Origin of the sequence: Sphingobacterium spiritivorum (assembly GCF_016724845.1) — a bacterium.
GTDB lineage: Bacteria > Bacteroidota > Bacteroidia > Sphingobacteriales > Sphingobacteriaceae > Sphingobacterium > Sphingobacterium spiritivorum_A.
Genome location: NZ_CP068082.1, coordinates 1,688,188 through 1,710,431 on the forward strand (window position 1 = coordinate 1,688,188; position 22,244 = coordinate 1,710,431).

General features: G+C 39.9%; 17 protein-coding genes. 9 read left to right on the top strand and 8 right to left on the bottom strand.

Features of this window, described 5'->3' with window-relative positions; translation table 11 throughout:
- Window positions 1-232: 232 nt before the first annotated feature.
- The 3 genes from I6J03_RS07065 (at window position 233) to I6J03_RS07075 (ending at window position 3,354) form a co-directional block, all read left to right on the top strand.
- Window positions 233-1,522, top strand: coding sequence for a tetratricopeptide repeat protein (locus I6J03_RS07065; protein ID WP_157600508.1), 1,290 nt, complete (start codon window positions 233-235; stop codon window positions 1,520-1,522).
- A gap of 10 nt (window positions 1,523-1,532) precedes the next feature.
- Window positions 1,533-2,435, top strand: a complete 903-nt coding sequence (locus tag I6J03_RS07070) for a hypothetical protein (protein ID WP_201694257.1) — start codon at window positions 1,533-1,535, stop codon at window positions 2,433-2,435.
- 88 nt (window positions 2,436-2,523) lie between these two features.
- Window positions 2,524-3,354 (top strand): hypothetical protein, encoded by an 831-nt coding sequence (locus I6J03_RS07075; protein ID WP_039990122.1) that lies wholly within the window; start codon window positions 2,524-2,526, stop codon window positions 3,352-3,354.
- An 8-nt stretch (window positions 3,355-3,362) separates the two neighbouring features.
- Here I6J03_RS07075 and I6J03_RS07080 read toward each other — a convergent pair whose 3' ends face one another.
- Window positions 3,363-7,298 (bottom strand): hybrid sensor histidine kinase/response regulator transcription factor, encoded by a 3,936-nt coding sequence (locus tag I6J03_RS07080; RefSeq protein WP_232279751.1) that lies wholly within the window; start codon window positions 7,296-7,298, stop codon window positions 3,363-3,365.
- Between the two features lie 486 nt (window positions 7,299-7,784).
- Between I6J03_RS07080 and I6J03_RS07085 the strand changes: the two genes are divergently transcribed.
- Together I6J03_RS07085 and I6J03_RS07090 are read left to right on the top strand one after the other, a co-directional pair.
- Complete coding sequence (locus tag I6J03_RS07085; protein ID WP_003008775.1) at window positions 7,785-10,769, top strand: SusC/RagA family TonB-linked outer membrane protein; 2,985 nt, start codon at window positions 7,785-7,787, stop codon at window positions 10,767-10,769.
- Window positions 10,770-10,813: 44 nt separating this feature from the next.
- Window positions 10,814-12,385, top strand: a complete 1,572-nt coding sequence (locus I6J03_RS07090; protein ID WP_039990124.1) for a RagB/SusD family nutrient uptake outer membrane protein — start codon at window positions 10,814-10,816, stop codon at window positions 12,383-12,385.
- A 146-nt stretch (window positions 12,386-12,531) separates the two neighbouring features.
- On the opposite strand, the gene I6J03_RS07095 is transcribed toward I6J03_RS07090, so the two are convergent.
- Window positions 12,532-13,329, bottom strand: coding sequence for a M90 family metallopeptidase (locus I6J03_RS07095; RefSeq protein WP_003008779.1), 798 nt, complete (start codon window positions 13,327-13,329; stop codon window positions 12,532-12,534).
- Window positions 13,330-13,422: 93 nt separating this feature from the next.
- Here I6J03_RS07095 and I6J03_RS07100 point away from each other — a divergent pair, with 93 nt between their 5' ends.
- The 4 genes from I6J03_RS07100 to I6J03_RS07115 all read left to right on the top strand — a co-directional run bounded on the left by I6J03_RS07100 (window position 13,423) and on the right by I6J03_RS07115 (window position 16,596).
- A complete protein-coding gene (locus tag I6J03_RS07100; protein WP_003008781.1) occupies window positions 13,423-13,977 on the top strand; it encodes a CD225/dispanin family protein in 555 nt (184 codons plus the stop codon).
- Window positions 13,961-14,350, top strand: a complete 390-nt coding sequence (locus tag I6J03_RS22910; RefSeq protein WP_003008783.1) for a DUF2752 domain-containing protein — start codon at window positions 13,961-13,963, stop codon at window positions 14,348-14,350. The genes I6J03_RS07100 and I6J03_RS22910 overlap by 17 nt, the downstream gene beginning before the upstream one ends.
- 35 nt (window positions 14,351-14,385) lie before the next feature.
- A complete protein-coding gene (locus tag I6J03_RS07110; RefSeq protein ID WP_003008785.1) occupies window positions 14,386-16,146 on the top strand; it encodes an ATP-binding protein in 1,761 nt (586 codons plus the stop codon).
- Between the two features lie 147 nt (window positions 16,147-16,293).
- Window positions 16,294-16,596: a hypothetical protein gene (locus I6J03_RS07115; protein ID WP_232279752.1), complete on the top strand. Its 303-nt coding sequence runs from the start codon at window positions 16,294-16,296 to the stop codon at window positions 16,594-16,596.
- Between the two features lie 73 nt (window positions 16,597-16,669).
- On the opposite strand, the gene groL is transcribed toward I6J03_RS07115, so the two are convergent.
- From groL to I6J03_RS07145, 6 genes are all read right to left on the bottom strand, one after another.
- Window positions 16,670-18,307 carry a chaperonin GroEL gene (gene groL, locus I6J03_RS07120; protein WP_003008789.1) on the bottom strand — a complete coding sequence of 546 codons (1,638 nt, stop codon included), beginning with the start codon at window positions 18,305-18,307 and terminating at the stop codon, window positions 16,670-16,672.
- A gap of 83 nt (window positions 18,308-18,390) precedes the next feature.
- Entirely contained in the window at window positions 18,391-18,666 is a 276-nt protein-coding gene (locus tag I6J03_RS07125) for a co-chaperone GroES (protein WP_002997808.1), read from the bottom strand.
- Window positions 18,667-18,901: 235 nt separating this feature from the next.
- Window positions 18,902-19,261, bottom strand: a complete 360-nt coding sequence (gene secG / locus I6J03_RS07130; RefSeq protein WP_003008790.1) for a preprotein translocase subunit SecG — start codon at window positions 19,259-19,261, stop codon at window positions 18,902-18,904.
- Between the two features lie 17 nt (window positions 19,262-19,278).
- Window positions 19,279-20,412 (bottom strand): hypothetical protein, encoded by a 1,134-nt coding sequence (locus tag I6J03_RS07135; RefSeq protein WP_003008792.1) that lies wholly within the window; start codon window positions 20,410-20,412, stop codon window positions 19,279-19,281.
- Window positions 20,413-20,422: 10 nt separating this feature from the next.
- The gene (gene lptE / locus I6J03_RS07140; RefSeq protein ID WP_003008794.1) at window positions 20,423-20,947 is read right to left on the bottom strand and encodes an LptE family protein; all 525 of its coding nucleotides are present in this window, start codon (window positions 20,945-20,947) and stop codon (window positions 20,423-20,425) included.
- 11 nt (window positions 20,948-20,958) lie between these two features.
- Entirely contained in the window at window positions 20,959-22,215 is a 1,257-nt protein-coding gene (locus I6J03_RS07145) for a sigma-54-dependent Fis family transcriptional regulator (RefSeq protein WP_003008796.1), read from the bottom strand.
- Window positions 22,216-22,244 lie beyond the last annotated feature (29 nt).

The window sequence follows — 22,244 nt, forward strand, 5'->3', positions numbered from 1 at the left end:
TCTGTACCGAATTTATATGGAATTGATTTAAAAGTAAAAATAGAAAACTTCCGAAAGAATAACGGGTAAATATTTGATGGCTTTCGCCTTATATACGTGTGGGATACCATCATATTTGTGTATCCTTCAAATAAAGGACAGATTATAACAGATATAGACCCGAAGGCAACAGATATGGATCGGTCCATTTCACATCAGAGAGGCGGCTTTATATTTGTTCATCATGTATCATATGAAATTGATCCTTACGTATATACTTATGATGACACTGTCATCTGTCTTTGCACAATACAGCAAGGAAGACAGTGTACGTATGGAGGCTTTGGAAGCTGAAATAGAAAACGCATCCCAACAGCAGGATAATATTTTAAAAGCCAGTCTGTATGAGGAACTGTTACAGATTGCACCCAAAAACGGCCGGTATCTCAACAATGCGGGAACCACTTATTACCATCTGAAAGATTATCATAAGGCCAAAGAAAAATTCAGACTTGCGATCTTATATGCACCACAGAAGCAAGCATTGTATTTTACAAACCTGAGTGCTGCCTATGCGAATCTGGAGGACTGGGAAAGGGCTTATGACTATGCCCGGCGGGCTCTGGAAACAGAAGAGACCGATCTGACGCTATTCAATGCAGCTTCTCATGCAAATAATGCCGGAAAAACAAATGCCTGTATTCAGATATTAGATAATGCACGTATTCCTTTGCCGGCAGATGTGCAAAGCCTGTATGCCAGAAGTTATATGACTTTAGGTGATCCGACTAAAGCTATTGAACATTATGAAATATTCTTCAGATCATACGATATAACAACAGCAGTCGCTAAAAATATCAATATGGATGATGAACGCAGCAATCTGTATCAATCCTATTTGTACGAAATTTCCTTGAAAGTATTCAAGAATATTCCCATTCAACCTGACTGGCAGCGTATGACCAGCCTGTATATGACACTTATGAATACAGCTCACAAAAGAGAGGGGACATGGATCAGTACATTAAATCGTATGAATGAAATATTGTCTCTGCAACCTGCGTACAAAAAGAATTTTGAGTCGCTGCTCTATGCATACCCCGGTTTGAGTGAGGAGGAAAAAATCCGGGGAAAATATATGCTGAAGGATACAGTTCAGGCAGAAGCGATGGCACAAAATTGGGTGCGGGATAATCCAAACACAAAGGATTACAGACAAAATCAAGGAATAAGAAGAATCATATTCTATCTGGCTCTGGATGAATATCTGGACCAATGGAGCAAGTCCAAACAGCATAACAGATCTTTACTTTCAGAGTTGACAGCGTTATTTTCAACAGTATTTGATGCAGAGAAGCTCCATACAGATACAGCAAATCTGCTTCAGGACGATTTCCTGACGCTTACATTTCAGGAAATTGCAAAAAAACTCAAACAAACATTTGCGAACCGAAAAGATGCTTTACCGTTAATAAAAGGATTTATAAATGCGCTACCTGACAGTCAGGCAAAGACGGAGATGATCAGGGAAATACCTAAATAAAAAGAACATTATGGAACATCAGAAACCTATATTATCATATAAGAACCGTCGTAAACAAAGGATTGTCGTGATCATAATCCTGCTCATACTGGCAGGCGGTTCTGCCGGTTATTTTTTCTATAAGAAAGACAACAGGAAGCCTTTAGCGACAGTAAAAAAGGAAAAAACTGACAGCTTAAAGATGGATACCTTGTTATCCGACAGCACTAAAAGAGAGATTATCAAACAGAATCCTCTCCCTTCCGAAACTGAAGAAGAACCGACAGCCTACAGTGAGCGCTACGTTATCCAACCGGCAACAGTTAACGGGCGTCATTTCAGATTCGGTGATAAAGTATTTGTAAATGATGAACGCTCAGATGATGAAAAATCCTTTATCTACCTTCGGACATCTTCAGGTTCTTTTTCCGCGACAGCTCTGCCCATAAATAGCGAAATACTTGTTTCGGAATCTCAATATGAAGAATACAGACAGTATTTTTCCCTTTCACCATTTAGTGAGCTCGATCTGAAAACTAAAAAGCTGCTGCTTTCCGAGACTTACAGCAACGGGACCACCTATAAGATTACGCAAAATGCGGAAAGAGCCAGATCTACCATTTGCTTTGGCGATTTTGATGCTGACGGCAAAAAGGATGTCGCCATTATTACGGATAACAATGAAATGCAAAAAAGCAGATTGCTTATTATTTGTACAAATACAGCGACGCAGGAAAAGTATCTGGCATTCTCAGAGAATTATTCCGATAAGATGAAGGTTAATTCTTTCAAAAAAGGAGCAAAAGTTATTATGAATACTCCAGGTCTTACACCGGCTCCTGCAGATGGAATTATTCTTCGGGCTGAAGATGTAAAACTGGCTATTATGTACGATTTGCAATTACAGAAATTCAAAACCTATTATCAGGAATAGTATAAAACAGCAAATGAAAGCAGTAAATTTACAACCATAGCATCTTTTGTTTGCTACGATGAGTTACATATTCACCCATAAAAACGAGATGAACAAAAAGCGCCTGTTTAGTATTGTGTCTGCATTGACTTGTGTCTTGCTCACCTCCTGTATTTCCAGATTAAGCAGACCGGAGATCACAGGAAAAGTGATGGATTACGATAACAATCCTATCCCTGACTGTAATGTCGGAGAAGTCGTAACAGATAGTCTGGGAAACTTTATTTTGCCGGAGCGGAGATACAATGCCTTTCTTCTTACTGAAATGTTTTACATGGAAGCTCCGCCTCTGCATGTAGGAGAGGTCATAGAAAAAGCCGGATATGAATCTGATGCGATTGAAATGTTCAGCACATTTGGCGGCGGCAGAAGCAAAGGTGCTAAAATGGAGATAGGAAATATTTATCTGAGGAAAACAGATGAAAAGATCAATATACCCAAAATACTACATGGAGACTGGTTGTTAAGCGCAAACAAGCAACTGGACACCTTGTACCTGGTACATTCTAAACTGGGAGAACTGTATACAACCTCCAAATTTCAAAACTTTTACAGTTTGTATGAACAATATACAGATAATTACCTGCGTAGTTTCGGCCCTGATAATTTACCTGAAGGGGTAATACGTAAATTCAATTATCTGGATTTCCGTAATGACCGGAAAATCAGGCTTACGAAGATCATTCAATATGGACATAAAGATGGGAGATCAACCCTTGGTGAGAAAAACATCCCTAATGATACGCTGCAATTTTCAGGCACGTGGAACATTGTCAATGATACCACTTTACGCTTCGTAACAGATGATAAAGAATTGAACAGTACGTATCAGATACTTCAATCGGACCTGTCATTTTTCCAACTCAAAAAATCAAAATAAGGACTGTTTTATGATCCGGAATCTTCTGAACCACTGGTAGCAATATATACACTTGGTGTCATGCCATAGTGTTTATGAAAATCGCGCGAAAAGTTGGACTGTATGCTGTAACCAACCATGGCCGCTATCTGACTGATGTTATATTCTTTTTGCAGAAGCAACTCTGCAGCTCTTTTTAATCGGGATATATTGATCAGTTCATTAGGCGTAAGATCAGAAAGTCCCTTAATCTTGCGATATAAAGTAGGACGGCTCATATTCATCAATTTGGCCAGCTCTTCTACATTAAGATCAATATCCGAGATATTGTCGTAAATAACAGTATTGAGCTGACTGATAAAGTCTTTATCCCTGGCGGAAACGTTGATTTCAGTCAATTTTGAGGTCGGTGAATTTGTAAAATATGCTCTGATAATCATTCGGTTTTTTAGCGTATTGCGTATTTGTACAAGTAAATACTCCATTGAAAATGGTTTTTCGATATAGGCATCTGCTCCGATCTTTATTCCTTCTATTTTGGCTTCCAGTGCATTTTTAGCTGTAAGAAAAATCACCGGAATATGGCTGTAAAGAATATCTGACTTAATCCGCTTACACAAAGCTAAACCATCCATGACCGGCATCATAATATCAGTCAGGACCAGCTGTACATTGTTACTGTCGAGAATATCAAGAGCCTCAGCTCCGTTAGTGGCTCTCAGAATTGTATAACTGACTTTTAATTCCTTATTCAGATACGCCAGTATTTCCTTATTGTCTTCTACGAGCAGAATAACCGGCTTGTCTGTGTCCTCATAGCTATCCTGGTCATCTGTATTGTATTCCTGCTCTGTAGCTTCATCATCGAGCGATTTTATATCCAGAGACTGATCTTGTAAAATAGGACAGGAAAGCAAAAACAGGTTTCGGTCTTCCTCTGTATAGACCAGTGACAGTACACCTTTATGTAACTCAACCAATGAGCGGGAAAGCGGTAGTCCTATACCCGTGCCTGTATCCTTTTCTGTATCATTGATTCTGTAGAAAGGTTCAAATATTTTTTCCTTTTTATCTGGCGGAATGATCTTTCCGTCGTTTCTGAATTCAATGTTAAACATGATATCATCACTGTTGAAAGGCAGAAGCTTTACCCCTACTTCATTGTCAGCATATTTGATTGCATTATGAATCAAATTCGTGAGTATTTTTCTAAATGCTTCTTCATCCACATAAGCCGTCAGACTTATCCGCGGTAAAGAAAGTTCATACTGCAATGATTTGTCTTTTGCCAGATAATTCAGATCGTTAAATACTTCGGACAATAATGCATTTATATCCGTTTTGGTAAAAGTAAGGCTCATATTATTGTTTTCTGCTTTTCTAAAGTCTAATAACTGATTGGTCAGGCGGATCAGGCGTAATGTATTTTTCTCGATCAGATTCAAGTCCCTGACAGTCTCCTTATCTACAATTTTTTGTGTGCGTATGATCTTTTCCAGCGGCATCCGTATCAGTGTAAGCGGTGTCCGGATCTCATGTGCAAGATTGGTAAAAAACTCCAGTTTCAGGTTGTAAATCTCCTGTTCTTTTCTCCGCTCATATACATCCATTTTACGTGTATTATTCGCTTTGATCCATAGAAAATAATATCTCAGAACCAGCAAAACAATAGTTCCTAGTGTCAATATATACAGCAAATATGCCCAGGTAGAAAACCACCAGGGAGGCGAAACAATGATTCGTAATTCTTTTACCTCCTTATTCCAGACTCCATTATTATTGGAGCCCGTGAACTTAAATGTATACGAGCCCGGAGGTAATTTATTATAATAAATCTTTTGATTACCGGTCATCTCCGTCCAGCCTTTGTCATATCCCTCCATAATATAGCGGTATGCATTGCTTTCGGGAGATACATAGCTCAATGCCGCAATATTAAAATTGAGATTGGAATGATCATAGGTGAGTCTGATTTCTTCTGACATGGAGATAGATTGTCTCAGAAATCCATCTGCTCTGACCGCAACATCCGCATTGTTGATTTGTATATTGCTAATCAATATCGGAGGTACAAAATGGTTTTTAATGGATCTGGCCGGATTAAAACTTACCATTCCCTTTATTGTTCCAAAGTACAACGTCCCGTCTGTATCTTTGAATGCAGAATTGTAATTGAACTGTTCTGTTGGCAGACCATCTCTGGCCGTATAAATAACACTTTTTGATTTATTCTCCTCCAGTCTGACCAGGCCTTTACCTGTAGATATCCAGATCGTATTATTATCGTCTTCCAAAGCTTTAAAAACCTGATTGGAAGACAAACCTGCCTCAGACGAATAATTGGTAAAATGACCATTTCTGTCATACTTTGAAAGTCCGCCTTCTGTACAGAGCCAGATATTCCTTTTACTGTCCTCCAATAACCCGTTTACATAGTTGTTGATTAATGTATTCGGTTTTCCTGGCTCACTATACAGCTGTTGTACAGCGCCGGATCTCCGGTTATAAATCAACACACCACTTCCATACGTATTGATCCACAGCAGTCCGTCTGCATCTTCATGAATACCTTGTATCCACGCTGACTTGAGAGGAAGAAGTTTAAATCCTTTACTATTCTTATCATAGGCATATAATGCGCGATCAGTTCCCAATAACATCGTATTATCTCTTGTCCTGTAGAGACATACAACAAACTTACTTTGCAGCGCCCCCTCTCCGATCTCATTATAGTGGCGCCTGAGTTTTCCGGTTTTTATATCTAAAATATCGAGCCCGTGCGACGTCGAACCTACCCACAATTCATCATCTCTGATCGCCAGACCATGAATATTGTTGAGCGTGATGCTTCCGGACTTTCCATCCGCAATGAAATGCTGAATGATTCCGGATTTGGAATCGATTTTATTAAGTCCGCCATCTTCTGTACCCACCCAAAAATTGCCATACTTATCTTTAATAATCTCATGTACAATATTTCCTGAAAGTGCAGATTTCCCGGAGCCAGACAGATACTTCTTAAAATTGTCAAATTGATTGATATATTGATTTAAACCACCGAAGAATGTCCCTGTCCACATACTCCCTTCTTTGTCTCTGTAAAAGTCCACAATAACGTTATCTGATATCGTAAACGGGTTAAGAAGATCCTTTTTTATATGGTGAATACTCCCGGTCTCCAAATCATAGGTATAAATTCCGGTCTCTGTTCCAAGCCAGAATACGGATGCAGACTGATGGATAATACTATTGATCTGAATTACTTTTTTGGGGAATACCTGCGCAAACAAATCAACCGGTTTCCCTTTTTTCAAATCAAATAAATAAGCTGTATTTGTCGTTCCGATAATCAGAAGAGAATCATTGATACCATATACGGTTTTGATATTGGAACGAATATTTTCGTGTATGGATTGGAGATTGATTTCTATGAATTTATTAAGACTTGGGCTATAACGTTTTACAGCATGTTTGCTATTGACAATCCAGAGCCCGGCATCCGGGTTGCATGTAGCTGCGATAATTTCACCTTTGTCATGTTCAACCGGCACTATCGCAGCATCATCCGGATTGTATCTGTAAAGTTTGTTATTGGAAGTAAGCCAGATAAAACCACCGGATTCTTTTATGATTCTGACCTCTCCCAAAGGTATTTTATTGAAAAGTCTGAAATTCTCCTTTACAGGATTGTAAAGATAGACGCCCTGCGTTGTTCCTACCCACATCAGTCCTTTTCTGTCGGTCAGTAAGCTCAGAATAGATGAACTACCTATACTCAGCGAATCAGATACATCGTGTCTGAATATTTTAAACCGGTTGCCATCGAACCTGTTCAGACCATTTCTGCTGCCAAACCATAAGAAGCCTTGCCGGTCCTGTGTAATACAGGTTATGGTATTATTAGAAAGTCCGTCATTAGTCTGGTAATTTTTAAAATAGGTGGGCTGTGCCTGTACAGTACTCATTACAAGCAGCATATAGACCACACAATTAAAAATACGCCTTTCCAATTTAGATTCCTTTAAGCTAAAATAACCAATAAAAGGACAAAAAATAATTTTGCTGATACGATATGATATAAAATTGAGACGCTGTGATTGAACTTACAACATTGCTTTGCTGATTTTTATGTAATTATAGTAACCAAATATAAACGTATGCTTTGCCGTAAAATTTTACCGGAAGATATCTGGGCATTTGTTTTTCAATCCGTTAGCTGCTGACAGAAGACTGTAGCAATAGTTTAAGGATAACCATAATTCGAATGCACATTTGATGTGTTGATTATTGAAAGTATTGTTCAATAACCGATCAGAACATCTGCTGAGTAGTATTTAATCAATTATAAAAAAGTAAAGATGAACTATATATTTCCCTGATTCAATCTGGGAGGATATGTCATCTGGTTGCTTAAGGATAAGTATTCAATTAAACCATCAATCAAAAAATGTATGAAAAAAAAACTACTTGTACAATGCATGATGACGATGTCATTACTGTTCGTATCATTTATCGTTGTTGCTCAGACAAGAGTCCTGACGGGAAAGGTTGTAGATGAAAATGCAAGTCCGCTTGCTGGTGCTACGATTAAAGTTAAAGGGAGCACGGTAGCCACAAGTTCAAATGCGGGCGGGGATTTCTCTGTAGAAATACCCACTGACGCAAAGTCTCTTGAAGTATCTTTTATCGGATATCTTACTAAAGACGTGCCTATCAGCGGCAACGATATAACAATAGCACTGGAACCAAATGCGGATCACGGACTCGATGAAGTAGTGGTCATCGGTTATGGAACCGCCCGGAAAAAAGATCTGACAGGTGCTATGGTAACAATTGGGGCAAAAGACTTTAACAAAGGGCTGATGACCAGCCCTGATCAATTGATACAGGGAAAAACTCCGGGCGTAATGGTGATCAATAACACCGGGCAACCGGGAGGTTCCACTACGGTACGTATCCGCGGAAATTCATCTATCCGGGCAAGCAACAATCCGCTATTTGTATTAGATGGTGTTCCTATGTCCGGAAATTCTCCTTTGCCGGAAGGACGCGGAGGTTTTTCGTCAGACCGGGGTAATCCCCTCACCTATCTCAATCCGGGTGATATAGCAAGTATGGACATTCTTAAAGATGCCTCAGCGACTGCTATCTATGGGTCAAGAGGTGCCAATGGGGTTGTCATTATTACCACAAAAAAAGGAAAAATAGGATCACCGGAAGTCTCTGTCGGTGCTTCAACAGGCATCTCAAGCATGCGTGAATATCCGGATGTATTGACTGCCGCAAGATTCCGCGAAGCATTAAACTATTACACGCCTTCTGAAGCTGCAAATGCGGATTTCGGAGCAGAAGAGGATGCTTTTAAAGCAATTACACGCAATGCTGTCACTCAAAACTATTATGCTGATGTGTCCGGTGGTACTGAACATGGCAAATACCGCCTTTCTGGTGGCTATTTAAACCAAAATGGTATTATAAAAGGATCTCAGTTAAAGAAGTATACCGCCAACTTTACCGGTAATTTCAGATTCCTGGAAAGCAAAAAACTGGGACTCGATTTCTCTGTTTTCCTTACCCAAATGGATAACAAGTATGCACCCATCAATGCCATGGTGGGTTCGGAAGGTAACGTAATATCACAAGCGCTGCAATGGAACCCCACGCGGCCGATCAGGGATGATCAGGGAAATCTGACTTTTGTAAGTACAACAACCCGCAACCCCCTGACAAGTATTGAAGCATTTAAAGATCTGGCCGTAACAAACACTATGGTCGTTAATATCGCTCCTTATTACAAAATTACGGATGATCTGGAGTACCGCTTCATCTATAGTGCCATGCGACAAACCGGTAACCGCCAGGGAATGTACAGAGCAGGCCTTATTGACCCTTCTGCTGTAAATAATGAACAGGCATTTATTTCAAATAACGGAGAGACCAATCTCCAGATGACACATATGCTCTCTTATAACAAGCAGATTAACTCTGACTGGAATGTAAATGCTGTAGTTGGTTATGAATACCTGGATTATAATTTCAACAATAACATATCTTTCGGCGGAGGATTTCGCTATATGGGACTTGATTATTTTGACTATATGCAGTATTCTCCTGTTGCTACGCGTGAGATCTCATCCTATAGGAGTCCTACTAATCAGCTGCAATCCCTGTTTGCCCGTGGTGGTGTTAATTATCTGAATCGTTATCTGTTTACCGCTACAGTAAGAAGAGATGGTTCGACCAAATTCGGAGAAAACAACAAATATGCAATGTTCCCTTCTCTGGCACTTGCCTGGAATATTGCGGAGGAAGAATTTCTCAAATCCAATGGGAATCTGAATCAGCTGAAACTAAGACTGGGATGGGGTAAAACCGGAAATCAGGAGTTTCCTTCCGGAGCTTCATTAAACAGACTTATTTTTGGTAATCAAAGTATCAGTCAGGCCAATTATGGTAATGATGATCTAAAATGGGAGACATCCACTACCTTCAATGCGGGTATAGATTTTGGATTTTTGGGCAACCGTATTTACGGATCGATCGATTATTTCAATAAAAAGACTACAGATGCTTTATTCGAGCAGACACTGGCTCAACCGGCACCTGCAGGTCGTATATGGGTAAACCTGGATGGTGAAATTGTAAATAAGGGGGTCGAAATTTCATTAACAGGAACTATTGTTAAGAGTAGGGACTGGACCTGGGATCTCACCGGAAATGCTACTTTCCTGAAAAACAGCGTAAGCGGATTAGTCGGTTATTATGAAACCGGAGCACTCAGAGGACAAGGATTTTCAGGAGTATTGGGACAAAGAATGGTTAACGGACAGCCTCTGAATGTATGGTATCTGGCAGACTATCAGGGGATAGATCCGCAGACAGGTATGAGTATGTATCGCGGACTTGATGGCAGTATCAGCAGTGCAAATGATCCGGCTATTAACAAGTTTTATTCGAATAGTCCTAATCCTACTACTTTATTGGGTATTTCGACCAATGTATCTTACAAGAAAGTTTCTCTGGCAGCCAATCTGAATGGAGCGATGGGACACTATCTGTTCAACAATACAGCTGCGACAACATTAGGGCTAAGTAACTTGTCTTCCAGAAATATAGGGTCGGCATTTTTCGATACTTCAGTTAAAGAATCTACATCCAATTCATCGGCTCCTTCTACAAGATTTCTGGAAAAAGGCGATTACCTGAAATTGGCCAATCTGACGTTGAGCTATCGTGTGGGTGATATTGGTAAAACATTAAAAAATCTGAATGTTTCTTTAACAGGACAGAACCTCTTTATTATAACGAAGTATACAGGTTTCGATCCTGAAGTGAATACAGACGGTGCTAACAATGGTATTCCATCTCTTGGGATTGAGTATCTGCCTTATCCGCCGGCGAGAAATATTCTTTTTGGAGTCAATTTCTCACTTTAGACATGTATCACCTCATAATTGATAATCATTAAAAACACAAACAGATGAAATTAAGATCTTTAATATATATAACAATCGCGGGTTCAATGGTGGCAGGTACATTTTCCTGTACAAAGCTGAATGAAGAGTTCAAGGGAGAACTGGAGGAAGGAACGTCTAATGTAGAACCCGGGGCTTTACTGGTAACGGCTTACAATTCGTTGAATACGCCTTATCAACAGGAACAGCGCTGGGTGATGCAGGAAGTATCTACAGATGCGGCTATGGCTCCTACCCGGGGCGGTGACTGGGATGATAACGGGATGCATCGTGCCATTCACCTGCACACCTGGAATGCCGACAATGGCTATATGAACAATACCTTTGTCAGCCTTGGCACAACGATTTACAATGCAGGAAATGTATTGCGCTACAAACCCAGCGCACAGCAGGCAGCAGAAGCCCGGTTTATCCGTGCCCTGGCTATGTTCGATATGCTGGATCTGTATGGTGTAGTTCCTATACGTGAGGGCGCTTCGGTCGAAGACTTCAGAATTCCACCTGATGTATTACAACCACAGGCAGCCATAGATTATATGGTAAAAGACCTGAATGAAATAATAAGCAGTCTGCCTGCCAATGGTCCAAGAGAGGCTTATGTGGCGAATAAAAATGCAGCTAAAGTCCTCCTGATGAAAATTTACCTGAACAAAGGAACTTTTCTCAACAGACAGGCCCCTTCTTTCGCGGCAGAGGATATGAATCAGGTCATTAGCCTGGCAAAAGAAATTACTGCAACAGGTGCCTATAGTGTCTCTGCAGCAGGAAAATATTTTGACAATTTTGCTCCTGACAATGATGTAAAGTCTACTGAGAATATCTATACTCTTTTTAACAAAAACGGTGAAAGAGGAGGTAATGTGGACAGAACATGGAATACGATTGCTCATTACAATATGAATCCCGGAGGCTGGAATGGCTGGTGTACTTTGTCAGACTATTACGATAAGTTTACGGATTCTGATGAAAGAAGAGGTATCTATTATGATTATCCGGCAGATACAACTTCCAACAAGAGTAAAGGCTATCATCGCCAGAATGTAGGATTCTTTGCAGGACAACAATATAACTGGTCTACAAACAGACCACTAATGGCCAGAAATCCGGCTAATGCGCCACTTGTGTTCACTCGTGAAGTTACCATACGTACTTCCGGAGCCACTCTTGAGACTGCAGGTATACGTCCTATGAAATATGCATTTGATTATGCGGTTACAGGACAAAGAAATAACGACTGGGTTGTATTTCGCTATTCGGATGTGTTGCTGATGCAGGCAGAGGCCATACTAAGAGGTGGCACTGGAGCGCCGGGAGATGCGCTTGCTCTTGTAAACAGCATACGGACGAAACGAGGTGTAAGCTCTTTTACGACTATAACTTTAGATACCTTATTGGATGAACGTGCCCGCGAATTGTATTGGGAGGGCTGGCGCAGACAGGATCTGATCCGCTTTGGAAAATTTTTACTGGCATGGCAGGAAAAAGCTGCAGATGCAGATCCGAAGACACTGGTATATCCTATCCCAAGTCAGCAGATTGCGGTCAATCCTAATCTGAAACAAAATACAGGCTATTAATCAGACCCGGAAAACCTTAAAACAAACGGGAGACGTGATTGTAGAATTACTTCTCCCGTTTTTAGTTGATATTTTATCAGCGCTGCATAATAAATAATCGGAGAACCTTTCCGCAGCAGATGCATCCGATTGATGTAAGATTGAAATTATGCGTCCTTTTTCTCGTAAATCTCCGTAAGCAATTCAAACAGATCCGGATGATCTTCCTTCAGCAGTTTTGGTTTTTGAAAGAAATACTCAGAAGTTACAGCCAGAAACTCGGCTTCGTTAGTTGCTGCATACTCGCGAATATCTGATTTATCCCTTTTGATCATGCTGATGGTTTTATGCATCTCTTTCAGCCAGGGATGGATCAGTGATTTTGGAATAAGATATTCCGGAATACCATCTGTTTCTCCATCCGCTTTATCAATCAGATGCACAAATTCGTGTATCGCTGTATTCTCACCACTCCCTGAGCGGAATCCATTACGAAGTGCAGATAACGATAATATCATCTTCCGTCCCAGGACTCCGTCCCCCACCATCCCAAGGATATTGCGATCTCCTTCTTCTGTATCAAATTTTTCGCTAAACGTTCCCGGATAAATCAGGACTTCATCCAGATTTTCGTATGACCAGTTTTCGAAATGAAACAAGGGAATAGTAGCACTTGCTGCGACTAGTATCTTATCTGCATTGACGATCTGTACTCCTTTCTCCGCAGAGATCCTGGTCGTATTCAAAAAATAAGAAACACGGTTGCAGAATTTGAGTTGCTCATCCGGTTTCAACCGCCTGTAAAATTCGACTTCCTCCTGAAGTACTTGCTGAATTTCATCCAGACTAACAGACTGGTTATCAACAACAACTTTCTTATTGGACACATTCTTCATGACGTAGTACACTAGCACTACTCCTATTATAAAGATGATAATTACAACAACGACCGGATTATACTGCATACTGCTAAAATACTTATTTTTCGCATTTAATCTTGTAGAGTAGAATTAATCTTTATAACTTCAATCACTTAATTAATTTGATCCACAATACATATGCAAAAATATCATTATACCGATGGGGTTAACAGTTTCGGGCCTTTTTCTTTGGAAGAACTTAAAACAAAAAATATAACTGCAGACACTTATGTGTGGACTCCGGAATTGACCGATTGGAAAAAAGCCGGTGAATTGCCTGAACTGGCGGAACTTTTGAAACAGGAGAGTCAGAGTCTTTCAGCTCCGCCACAGATACCTTCTGCCCCTGCCCAACCGACTTTTCAGCATAATGCAGGAACCGGGGGTCAATTTACACCTCCATCCTCCTTATTCGAACAACCTCCCAAAACATACCTTATTGAATCCATTCTTGTCACTGTATTGTGTTGCTGGCCCTTAGGAATACCAGCAATTATATATGCAGCAAAAGTAGAGAATAAGTTCTACAGAGGGGATAAAGCTGGTGCACAGGCAGATTCGGCGAGTGCTAAAAAATGGATTACGATTTCACTGATTGGGTGTGTTGTATTCTGGATACTTTATATTGCAATATTCGGAGGTTTGGCCTATTTCGGATCCACATTGGATACTAACAGTGACTATTCGTATTAACAAATACTTACTGGCTTCCATCCTCTTGTTTCTGGGGGGAGTATTTATCTATATTTACAGAACATACGACCCTCAGGAATACGCACTTTTTCCAAAGTGCCCTGTTAAAAGTCTGACTGGCTTTGATTGCCCCGGCTGTGGAAGTCAACGGGCTATTCATGCAATTTTACATGCAGATTTTAAAGCTGCATTTGCTTTTAATCCCTTACTTTTCTTTGCCGTTCCCTATTTATTCCTCAATTTATATTTTATTACCAGGCCATCTCTTACAGCGCAACAGTTTAAATGGCGAAACCGGCTGTTTGGTTATCGTGCGATGATTCTGCTCAGTATCAGTATTATTATATTCACAATTTTGAGGAATATATTATAATCAACGACCTCTAAACTTATGCAACCTATTGCAACATGTTGAATTTATTTGGGAAATATAACTTCAGGTCACGAAAAATCAGCGTAGAAAACAAACAACTCGCGATATTGAGCATATGCCTTATCGTCAGCGGGGTAAGCAATATTATTTTCAATCTGAATATTGTGTTTCCGATTGGCATCAATCTTCTGATTGTGACTGTAATATCGCTCCATCTGTATATTCTGAAGCTGGCCCTTCAGAATAAAGCAACAGAACGCATTAAATTCTGGTATTTCTGTTATTTAACCGGATGTCTTGCTGTCATATGGGCGCTGAATAACGGTTTAGACAGTAGCATACCACTATTTTTTGTATTTTATCTTATGGCAGGTCTGCTCTCCTTATCCGATCCTTACAGATTACGGTTTGGTACATTCTTTCTCATCGTTTCTCTTTTTTGTCTGGTCATTGATCATTTTTTTCCTCAATTTATTGTGCCTTATGCCAGCCAGCAGGAAAAACATATGGATATGCTGTTTTCATTTGTGCTGACTCTGGTGATTTCTACCATTATGATCTCCTCTTATAAAAGGGTTTACGAATATGAAAAAAAGGTACTGCTCCTTCAGAAAAAGATGTTGAAGCTTTCACAGAAAGAACTAATCATATCCAAGCAGCTGGCAGAAGATGCAACAAAGGCTAAATCAAAATTTATCATGACGATGAGCCACGAGATACGAACCCCTCTTAACGGTATTATAGGGACTATCGATCTTCTGAAAACAACCAAACTGGATCAAAACCAACAATTACTTATAGAAAATCTTCAGGCCAGCAGCCATATTCTCTCTGATCTGGTTACCGATTTACTGGATATTTCCAGGATTGAAACCAATAAGTTTGAAGTAAATTATACCTCATTCGATCTACATCAAAGCCTGATCTCTCTGAAGCATGTCATTGATCCCATGCTGAAAAGTAAAGATTTAACACTGAATATCCGGATGGCGGAAAATACGCCTGCTGAACTCATTACAGATGAGGCCCGTTTCAAACAGATTCTGTTAAATTTATTAAGCAATGCCATCAAATTCACCCTTAAGGGCAGTATCACATTATATATCAGTTATATACTACTCCATGATAAATATGTCCTTGAATGCAAAGTAAAGGATACCGGAATCGGTATAAAAAAAGAAAATATTTCCCGCCTGTTTGATCAGTTTTCACAGATTGAAGAGCCACAGATCCCGGACAATAAAGGAATCGGACTTGGGCTGGCAATCTGTCAAAGATTACTGCATATATTAGGTGGACATATTGAAGTAGAAAGTGTGTATGGGATCGGAACTACATTTACCTTCCGGCTGCCGGTATTACTTCCCCACAACCAAATTCCCCAAAAAATATATCAACAAAACCCAGACTTATCATTCATGGAAAAAAAACGCTTTCTTGTTGTAGAAGATAATAAAATCAATCAATTGGTACTTTGTAAAATGCTGGAAAAGCTGCAATATTCGTATCATGCTGTAGAGAATGGACTAGAGGCTGTAGAAAAGGTTCAGAAAGAACATTTTGACATTATACTCATGGATATTCAGATGCCTGTTATGAATGGAATAGAGGCGACCAGAATGATTTTGGAGCTATACAACCAACGTCAGGAAGAAGCTCCTGTAATCATCGGGTGTTCTGCCCATGCTTTAGAAATCGACCGTTCCAACTATCTTCAGATGGGGATGAGCGACTTTATTATTAAACCTATTACTATGGATCATTTAAAAGATGTAATCAAGAAAAACAGTATTTAATTATTTTTTTAAGATTAAACTTTTTACAGAAAATATACTCTATATTAACATAGGTTATATTTACACATTATGATTCAACTATCTAACTTCATTTTTTTAAGAGCAGTCTTGATACTGCTTACTCTCTTTATTTTTGGAAGCTGTGCAATGATATCCGGAAGATCGGGACCTGATTTCACCAAAATACATGTAGGCATGGTTAAAGAGGATGTAATCAAACAAATAGGCAGACCAGGGGCTATTGTATCCTCAAAAAAGTACGATGATGGCATCTTAGAGGTTCATGAATACTATACGTGGCAACCTGAAGTTGTCATAGATTCGACAACAATCTACAGACAATATTGGTTATTCTATTTTAATAACGAACTACAGGAGTGGGGAACTAAAAAGAGTTATTCTCCGGAAGATTACGACATTTATTACCGCAGATTCAGAGGGCATCACTAATAAAAAAGAATAAACGCAAAGAGGGCGTTGCAGAATTCTGCAACGCCCTCTTTTTATATATAGCTGTATGATATTACATCATTCCGCCCATGCCGCCACCCATTGGAGGAGCACCAGCGCCAGCTCCATTTTCTTCAGGCTCATCTGCAAGGACACATTCTGTAGTCAATAGCATAGAAGCGATAGAAGCTGCATTTTCCAATGCGACACGTGAAACCTTAGTCGGATCGATAACACCTGCACCGATCAGGTTTTCGTATTTATCTGTACGTGCATTGTAACCAAAGTCAGCAGTACCTTCTTTTACCTTTTGTACGACTACCGCACCTTCTACACCTGCATTATTACAAATCTGACGCAAAGGCTCTTCGATAGCACGTTTGATGATCTCAATACCGATAGTTTCATCTTCATTTTCACCTTTCAGGTTAGCTAAAGATTCTGTTGCACGGATAAATGCAACACCACCACCAGCAACGATACCTTCTTCCACTGCTGCGCGAGTAGCATGTAAAGCATCATCAACACGGTCTTTTTTCTCTTTCATTTCTACTTCAGTAGTAGCACCTACGTAAAGAACGGCAACACCACCTGCTAATTTAGCAAGACGTTCCTGTAATTTTTCGCGGTCGTAATCAGAAGTAGTAGTTTCGATCTGAGATTTAATCTGGTTTACACGGGCTTTGATATCTTCAACATTTCCGCCACCATTGATCACAGTTGTATTGTCTTTATCAACAACAACTTTTTCAGCCTGTCCTAAGTAAGAAAGCTCAGCGTTCTCTAATTTATATCCTCTTTCTTCAGAGATAACCGTACCTCCTGTAAGGATAGCGATATCTTCTAACATTGCTTTACGACGGTCACCGAATCCCGGAGCTTTAACAGCTGCAACTTTCAATGAACCACGGATTTTATTAACAACTAATGTTGCCAATGCTTCTCCGTCAAGATCTTCAGCGATGATCAATAATGGTTTACCTGTCTGTACTTGTTTTTCCAATACAGGCAACAATTCTTTCATATTGCTGATCTTTTTATCGTAGATCAGAATGTAAGGGTTATCCAATTCTGCTTCCATTTTATCAGAATTAGTAACAAAATACGGAGATAAGTAACCACGGTCAAATTGCATACCTTCTACAGTTTTTACTTCTGTCTCAGTACCTTTTGCTTCTTCTACTGTGATAACACCATCGTTACCTACTTTTTCCATTGCTTCAGCGATCAATGAACCGATTACTTCGTCATTGTTTGCTGAGATTGTAGCCACTTGTTTGATCTTATTGTTGTCCTGACCTACAACCTGAGATTGAGATTTCAGGTTAGCCACAACAGTAGCTACAGCTTTGTCAATACCACGTTTCAGATCCATCGGATTAGCACCAGCTGCTACAGATTTAATACCCGGAGCAATGATAGCCTGTGCCAATACTGTAGCTGTAGTCGTACCATCACCAGCCTGATCAGCTGTTTTAGATGCTACTTCTTTCACCATTTGCGCGCCCATATTTTCCAACGCATCTTTCAATTCGATTTCTTTAGCTACCGTCACACCATCTTTAGTGATTGCCGGTGAACCAAATTTTTTCTCGATAATTACGTTACGACCTTTAGGACCTAATGTTACTTTTACAGCATTTGCCAATGTGTCTACACCTTTTTTCAGTGCGTCACGAGCTTCAACGTTATATTTTACTTGTTTTGCCATTTTATTTTAGATTATTAGTATTTAGATAAGAAGATGTTGCCTTATTATCCCTTTTACTCTGATGTTGTTATTAAATTAAAAGACTAAAGAACAGCGTAAATATCAGCTTCACGCATAATTAGATATTCTTTTCCTTCGTAAGTAATCTCTGTACCTGCATACTTGCCATATAACACTTTATCGCCAACTTTAACAGTTAGAGGCTCGTCTACTTTACCACTACCTACAGCTACAACAGTTCCGCTTTGAGGTTTTTCTTTTGCCGTATCAGGGATATAAATACCTGATGCTGTTTTTTCTTCTGCAGGAGCAGCTTCTATTACCACTCTGTCTCCGATAGGTTTAATGTTTAATGCCATAATATTATTCTCCTATTATTTTTAATTGATTGTTTATGTAAAAGTTTACATGAACAAGTCAACATCAATTATGCCAAAGGATGTTTTTAAAGTTTTGTTGTCAATTTTTCACAAAAAGCCTGAAATTTCTGACAGAGATGTTTTTTTCAGTGTCATGATGTCAGCCACAGATGACATAAAAAAAAGCCCTGTTCATGTTGAACAGGGCTTGAATATTGTTGTCTTTAAAAGACTATTACTTTGCAGAATCTGTTTTACCAGGAGCTGCAGCAGGTGCTTGTTGTTGCTGTGCAGGATTCAGATTTAAAGGACCTTGCTGAGCCGGAGCTTCAATCTGATCACTTAATCCACCCTTTGAAGCTGCTCCGCCTTTAGACGGGCCCAGGATATTGACAGCCAGACAAAATACCATTAAAGCTATGACCAATGTCCATGTTCCTTTTTCCAGAAAGTCACCTGTACGCTTTACGCCCATCAAATTTGATCCTCCAGAAAATCCTGAAGAAAGACCTCCTCCTTTTGGATTTTGAATCAACACCATAAGTGCCAACAGTACACTGGTTAATATGATCAAGACAATTAATAATGTTTGCATTTCTTTTTATTATTTATTTAGTTTAATTTTTGCTCTAATTCTTTAATGCGGCCAGCAAAGTAAGCATTTTTTTCCGGGAATTTCAAAATTAATTTTTTATACACCTCAATCGCTTTCGGAAACAAGCCCTGATCTGCATAAATAATCGCTAATGTCTCGGTAACCAGCGTAAATTGATCCTCGGCGCTTTTTCTGGCTTTGTTCTCCATGTTCAGCTGATCGGCCTGAGGAGGTTTAATCTGTGGTTCTTCACGAATAAATTTTTCAATAACATCATCCAGCTTCTTCGGAAGAGGTTGCACAGGCTTATGCTTTACTTCCTCGCTCAATTTTGCTTCAGGTGATTGTGAACGGAAAACATGTTCGCGAATCTGCTGATCCAGAATATGCTCATCCAATTTGGACGGATCAAACTGTCCTTTCTGCGGTTTTGGCAATTTGACTTCTGCAAATGGTCTGTACGTACCGGCATGTTCCAAACGTGTCTTGTGTAACCACCACAGAAAACTATAAGGCATCAGATCATCATGATAAAGACTGACTCTTTCTTCTTCTTCCGAAGAAACCTGTACAATTTCTTCACCGGACAGCTGAAATTCAGGGAAATATTCTTTTTCAAGTTCGGTCGTTCCTTCCTCCTGTGGATCCGGTACAATCTCTTCATCGGATAACTGAAACTCCGGAAAATACTCCTTTTCAAGCTGAGCCTCTTGTATGTCATTTACAACTTCCACCTGCTCTTCTTCTATATCTTCCTCCTCCACATATTCGGTCGGAACAGTTTCTTCCTCTGTTTCAATATAGGATTCGTTATCTGTACTAAGCGTTTCCTCTTCTGGTTCCGCAGATAGCTGGTCTAGATCTTCAAAGGCAATGTAGCCATCCGATTCTGCTTCCAACTCCGGTACAAAGAGAGGTTGTCTGCTTACATATTCGGATAACCAGGCTGCATTGGGAGCATACAATAATGCTAATGAATTGTGCGACAAGGTTCCTGTTGACAGAAACTGCTGACGCTCATATGCAAAACGAATAGGTTGCGCATAAGGATATTCTTCCACTAAGCGTTGCAGATCTTCAGCCGGAAGTTGTCCGGGATCTACCAATGCCTGATGAAATATTTCAACCTTAGACTTACTTGTATTTTCCATAATGTATCGGCTACCAATTCGCAAATGCGCGGTTATATATATCTTCCGTCAGCATTTCAATAATATCTTTCGTCAATCCCTCTTCCTGCGACTGAACCGTTCCTGAAAAATCTTTGAAACGTGTGAAAGTCTGCTCACTGAAACCATCTTCCGGTTTTTTCTGATTTGTATAAGTTACTTTGACTGTGATTGTCAGCCGGTTCAACGCTGCCATATCCGTACGAGCCTCCACAGCAGCTGGCGTAATTGTATAATTTGTGATAAATCCTTCGAAGATAGCATCCCCGCCTGTGTTGACCTGACTAAGTCTGGTCTGATTACGAAAACGGGTTTTGAGAGCCTCCGTAAAGTTTTGACTCAATGTAGCATATACCATAGGTGCGATATTTTCGAAGAACTGTACATTTACAGTTTTCATATCCGCAGGAATGGAACCTCCTGTAAAACTATATTTTACACCACAACTGGAAACGGTAAACAGCATTACAGCTGCCGTTATTATCAGATTTAGATAGACTTGCTTTAACTTACGCATCGGGTCGAGTATTAATCTAAATTTAAGTCTTTAATTTTTCTATAGAGTGTCCGCTCTGAAATACCCAATTCCTGAGCAGCAGCTTTACGCTTACCTTTATGCTTTTTCAACGCTTTCTTGATCAGGTCGGACTCTTTTTCTGTCAATGAAAGAGATTCTTCCACTTCTTCCACATCCTGTGTTTCATACGAATTGAAGTCAACATTAGGCGAATGAGCCGGACGCGCATTGTGTATCGTCCATGAGGATTCGGATTGCTCAGCCAGCATGGATGATGCAGGCTGCACTTCCTGATACAATTGATTGATGTAAGGCGAATTTTGATCAAAAGTACTTGGATTAACTCCTTTCTGAATTAATTCGACCACAAGCTTCTTCAGATCGACCATATCTTTTTTCATATCGAACAATACCTTATACAAGATATCGCGTTCTGAAAAGTCATCTTTTGGTGCATTTTGAGGCACGAAAACCGGCAAATTTGAATGCTCTGCAGGAAGATAATTCTGAAGGATAGCCGCATTTACAATACGTTCTTTTTCCAAAACCGCAATCTGTTCAGCAATATTCTTTAGCTGACGCACATTCCCCGGCCAACTGTAGTTCATGAGCGACTGCTGCGCATCATCTGTAAGTTGTACACCCGGACTGCGGTACTTATCAGCAAAATCAACGACAAACTTTCTAAAAAGCAGATTAATATCTTCTTTACGCTCCCGCAATGCGGGAATGCGCAATGGAACGGTATTCAAACGATAGTACAGGTCTTCTCTGAATTTACCTTTTTTTACGGCTTCAAACATATCCACATTTGTAGCAGCCACTACACGCACATTTGTTTTCTGAACTTTTGAAGATCCGACACGGATGTATTCTCCGGTCTCCAGAACTCTCAGCAAACGCGCCTGAGTACCTAAAGGTAATTCGCCCACTTCATCCAAAAAGATGGTACCTCCGTCTACGACTTCAAAATATCCTTTACGTGCTTCATGTGCTCCTGTGAAAGATCCTTTCTCATGGCCAAAAAGCTCTGAATCAATTGTCCCTTCGGGGATAGCTCCACAGTTGACGGCAATAAAGGGGCCGTGTTTACGGGAACTTAACTGATGTATGATGTGTGAAAATACTTCCTTACCACTACCACTCTCTCCCTGAATCAATACGGAAATATCTGTGGGAGCGACCTGTCTGGCCACATCGATTGCTCTGTTGAGTAAAGGAGAGTTGCCAATTATACCAAATCTGTTTTTTATATCTTGATTATCCACAGTTTTATTTCTTTAAGAAATTTGAAGAT

Excerpts from the sequence above, each read along its gene's own strand:
- I6J03_RS07075 (WP_039990122.1), top strand. The coding sequence starts at position 2,524 with ATGAACAAAAAGCGCCTGTTTAGTATTGTGTCTGCATTGACTTGTGTC.
- lptE (WP_003008794.1), bottom strand. The coding sequence starts at position 20,947 with ATGCGTAAGTTAAAGCAAGTCTATCTAAATCTGATAATAACGGCAGCT.
- I6J03_RS07115 (WP_232279752.1), top strand. The coding sequence starts at position 16,294 with ATGATATCCGGAAGATCGGGACCTGATTTCACCAAAATACATGTAGGC.
- I6J03_RS07080 (WP_232279751.1), bottom strand. The coding sequence starts at position 7,298 with ATGAGTACTGTACAGGCACAGCCCACCTATTTTAAAAATTACCAGACT.
- I6J03_RS07065 (WP_157600508.1), top strand. The coding sequence starts at position 233 with ATGAAATTGATCCTTACGTATATACTTATGATGACACTGTCATCTGTC.
- I6J03_RS07125 (WP_002997808.1), bottom strand. The coding sequence starts at position 18,666 with ATGGCATTAAACATTAAACCTATCGGAGACAGAGTGGTAATAGAAGCT.
- I6J03_RS07090 (WP_039990124.1), top strand. The coding sequence starts at position 10,814 with ATGAAATTAAGATCTTTAATATATATAACAATCGCGGGTTCAATGGTG.
- I6J03_RS07095 (WP_003008779.1), bottom strand. The coding sequence starts at position 13,329 with ATGCAGTATAATCCGGTCGTTGTTGTAATTATCATCTTTATAATAGGA.
- I6J03_RS07085 (WP_003008775.1), top strand. The coding sequence starts at position 7,785 with ATGAAAAAAAAACTACTTGTACAATGCATGATGACGATGTCATTACTG.
- I6J03_RS07070 (WP_201694257.1), top strand. The coding sequence starts at position 1,533 with ATGGAACATCAGAAACCTATATTATCATATAAGAACCGTCGTAAACAA.
- I6J03_RS07100 (WP_003008781.1), top strand. The coding sequence starts at position 13,423 with ATGCAAAAATATCATTATACCGATGGGGTTAACAGTTTCGGGCCTTTT.
- groL (WP_003008789.1), bottom strand. The coding sequence starts at position 18,307 with ATGGCAAAACAAGTAAAATATAACGTTGAAGCTCGTGACGCACTGAAA.
- secG (WP_003008790.1), bottom strand. The coding sequence starts at position 19,261 with ATGCAAACATTATTAATTGTCTTGATCATATTAACCAGTGTACTGTTG.
- I6J03_RS07110 (WP_003008785.1), top strand. The coding sequence starts at position 14,386 with ATGTTGAATTTATTTGGGAAATATAACTTCAGGTCACGAAAAATCAGC.
- I6J03_RS07135 (WP_003008792.1), bottom strand. The coding sequence starts at position 20,412 with ATGGAAAATACAAGTAAGTCTAAGGTTGAAATATTTCATCAGGCATTG.